The organism is Rhizobacter sp. P3_B12, from assembly GCF_056402895.1.
Map to the genome: position 1 here is coordinate 1 of NZ_JBFUGN010000669.1, position 3,441 is coordinate 3,441.

Annotated in this window: 4 protein-coding genes; 1 reads left to right on the plus strand and 3 read right to left on the minus strand. The window is 69.4% G+C overall.

Going from position 1 to position 3,441, the window contains the following annotated elements; genetic code table 11:
- Nucleotides 1-402: type VI secretion system baseplate subunit TssK (tssK, locus tag AC1D01_RS25835; RefSeq protein WP_477871443.1), on the minus strand; the 402-nt coding region annotated here is incomplete at its 3' end.
- 36 nt (nt 403-438) lie between these two features.
- On the minus strand, nt 439-930 hold the full coding sequence (tssJ, locus tag AC1D01_RS25840) for a type VI secretion system lipoprotein TssJ (RefSeq protein ID WP_477871445.1): 492 nt from the start codon (nt 928-930) through the stop codon (nt 439-441).
- A gap of 168 nt (nt 931-1,098) precedes the next feature.
- On the opposite strand from tssJ, the gene mltA reads away from it, so the two are divergent.
- The gene (mltA, locus tag AC1D01_RS25845; RefSeq protein WP_477871447.1) at nt 1,099-2,799 is read left to right on the plus strand and encodes a murein transglycosylase A; all 1,701 of its coding nucleotides are present in this window, start codon (nt 1,099-1,101) and stop codon (nt 2,797-2,799) included.
- Between the two features lie 119 nt (nt 2,800-2,918).
- Here mltA and AC1D01_RS25850 read toward each other — a convergent pair.
- The coding region (locus tag AC1D01_RS25850) for a hypothetical protein (RefSeq protein WP_477871449.1) at nt 2,919-3,441 on the minus strand (523 nt) is incomplete at its 5' end.

A 3,441-nucleotide genomic window follows, 5' to 3' on the forward strand; every position in this document is an offset into this window, starting at 1 on the left:
GGTGTTGTCGCGCACGTTCTCTTCGGCGGCCTCGAAGCGGCACAGCTCGTCGGTGCCGCTGAAGTCGACCTCGTTCAGGCCCTGGCGCTGCAGCGGCAGCGCGAGGTAGATCAGCTCGCCCTTCACGTCGGCCGGCACCTCGATCGGCGGCGGCAGCGGGTCGAGCAGCGGCATCGAGAACGGCGTGCCGTCGGGCAGCAGGCCGGCGGCGCGCGTGAGGCCCAGCTTGCCGAGCGCGAGCAGGCCCTCGTCGATCTCCAGTTCGGAGAAGCCCCAGGCGAACGGCGTCACGCAGCGCGTGCGTGCATCGACCAGGCGCTCGATGTAGCGGGTTTCCTGCTGGAAATGGTGGGGCTGCAGGAACATGCCCGACGACCAGACGACCTTGGCGCGCCAGCTCATGGAGAGATCCGTCCGTTCACGGTGGGGGGGTGTGTTTCAGGGCTTGATTTCAGGCTGCGTGCGGGTGGCCTGCACGGCGATGTCGTCCAGGCTGACGGCGACGATGTTCGTGCGGTTCGGGGCCACCGGGATCACGGCGCGCCAGCGGGCGCGCTCGAGTTCGCGGAAGGCGACCATCACGCCGATGAACTTGGTCTCGGGCGACAGTTTCTTCTCGAGCGGGCGCTTTTCGCCAGGACGCAACACGAATTCCTCGCGCGACACCAGATCGGGGCCGAGCACCTGCTGTTCGCGTTCGAACAGCGAGACGAAGTCGGCCGACTCGAACTGCGCGTTGGCCTTCAACTCGAAGACGCGCACGACGACCGGGGAGGCCCGCTTGCGCGCGTCGGGGTTGATCTGGGCGCCGGCGGCGACCTCGCCTTTCAGCGTGGCGGGACCGGCGAAGGGGTTGAACTTCTCGACGGTGGTGCAGCCTGCGACGAGGCCGAGAACGGCCAGCGCGGCGGTGATGAGCAGTTGGCGCATGGGACGGCGGATGGGGTGGGGGGAATGGGCAAACGGACTGGCGCCCGCAGGATAGCGGTCGCTCTCACCCGTCAGTCGTGACTTAGGTAATGAGAGCGCCGGCTGGCGCGGCAGGCCGGTTGACGAAGGTCRGTTGGACCGGACGCGGACGACGCCTAGGCTCGCGCCATGCCCTACCCTGCGCCTTCTTCGCCCCGTTCGCCGCGCCTGCTCGCCGTGCTGGCTGCACTGGCGCTGGCCGCCTGTGCCTCGCAGGGGCCGTCCCCGGCACCCTCAGCCCCGGCCGGCGGCGCTGCGGCGGCCGGCGGGCCGGCCGTGCCGCTGTCCAACGCCGGTGCCGCGCCGGGCGTGGCGACCCCGAAATCGGGGGTGGCGCGGGTGGCGGCGCCGAGCGAGGTGCGCACCCGCAACGCCGTCTTCAAGCTGGCGGGCTTCGACGAGCTGCCCGGCTGGCAGCAGGACGACCTGCGCGCTGGCTGGGGCGCGTTCCGCAATTCGTGCGAGGCGCTGCGCAAGCGCGACGAATGGCGCGAGATCTGCGACGCGTCGCAGCGCGTGCCGGCCACCGACACGGTAGCGATGCGCGGTTTCTTCGAGAGCCGTTTCTCGCTGCTGCGCATCCTGAACACCGACGCGAGCCGCGAGGGCGACATCACCGGCTACTTCGAGCCGCTGCTGGACGGCCAGCGCCAGCGCAGCGCCGTCTACGACGTGCCGGTGCTGGGCGTGCCGCGCGACCTGTACACGATCGATTGGTCGAGGGTGCCGAAGGCGCAGCGGCGCGGCGTGATCGCGGTGCGCGCGGATGGCAACCAGCTGATCGTGCTGCCGGCACCGCAGGCCGGCAGCTACGCGATGGACCTGCGCCGCTTCGAGCTGGACGACCGCGACCGCCGGCTGCGCGTGCGGCTGACCGGCAGCGGGGCCACGGCCCGTGCCGAGCCGTACTACACCCGGGGCGAGCTGGAGGCGCTGAACCTGCCGCAGGACATCGGCGCGCCGGTGCTCGCGTGGGTGGCCGACGGGCTGGCGCTGTATGCGATGCAGGTGCAGGGCTCGGGGCGCATCCGCCTGCCCGACGGCAGCATCCTGCGGGTGCAGTACGCCGAGCAGAACGGGCATCCGTTCAAGCCGCTGCGGGTGGCGGCGGTCAAGAGCACCAAGGTCGTGACGCGCGGCACCGGTGCGGCGGCGGAGCAGCCGCAGGAGTTCGTGCTGGAGGACGAGGCGGTGGCCGACGAGGAGCCGGTCGTCACGCGCGGCAAGGCCATACCGACGGCACCGACGGCACCGGCGGCGCCGGCGCGCAGCCCGTCGCGCGGCGCCTCGGACAGCCTGGTCGACCAATTGCTCGGCGGCGCGAAGGCGCCGGCGGCAGCGCCGGCGAAACCGCCGACGCGCGTCACGCAGGGCCGGCTGGTGTCCGACCCCAGCTATGTGTTCTTCAAGACGGTGACCGACCGGCCGGCCGCCGAGGGCCCGCAGGGGGCGCTGGGCGTGCCGCTGACGGCGGGGCGGTCGGTGGCGGTCGACCCCAGGGTGACGCCGCTCGGCTACCCGGTGTTCCTCAGTGCGCCGGCGCCGTCGGGCTCGGCGATCCAGGTGCAGCGGCTGGTGTTCGCGCAGGACACCGGCGGCGCGATCCGCGGTGCGGTGCGGGCCGACTATTTCTGGGGCTTCGGTTCCGAGGCCGGGCAGAACGCGCGCAGCACGAAGCACCGCGGGCAGATGTGGGTGTTGCTGCCGACGGCGGAGGCGAAGCGGCTGTCGAGCAGCCGGATCGTCACGCGTGGTGGGGCGGTCGCGTCGGACGTCGAGGCGGGGCAATGCCTCGTTGCCGACGGCGACTTCTGCTCGGAAGTGGACTGAGTTTCTCGCCAGGCCGCCGGCACGCGGGCGCACGAGGGATGCGCGGCGGGCCGGCGGCATGCCGAGCATCGCCTTCAGCGATTCGCCGCCCGGCACAGGAGCTCTCACAGGGAACGGGTTCAGAGGTGGCCTGAGACGAAGTCGTTGAGCTCGAGCCGCTCCTCGGGCGTCAAGATCTCGTMTGCCTGCACCTCCTCACTGAAGATCCAGTCCACCGCATCGTCGCGCGGCATCGTCAGGAACTTGTCTTTTATCTCTTGCAGGCTCAGCGCTTTCTTCCTCGAGTTCGCCAGTACAGTCGGTTGCTCACTGATTCTCGAATCCGGTTGGGGTTGGATCCTTGGATTTCCCGGGACCACCTCCCGAGCTTGTATTTTTGGAGAATCAGTTTTCAGACCGATAGGTTTCAGCTCGACCGGCTTCTGAGGGGGAAGCTGCCCCTTCGAAGGATCCAGGCTTTGCACCGATGCTGCCTTCTTCGGATCCGCCGATACAGTCAATTGCTCTTTTTCAATGGTTCTTGAATTCACCGGATTCGATCCCGGGCGCGAGATCGAGATTGTTGGAATATTCAAGCGCGTCATATCAATAATTTCCGGTCCGGGCTGCTTCTGATTCAGATCCGCAGACTCCGGGCGGGAT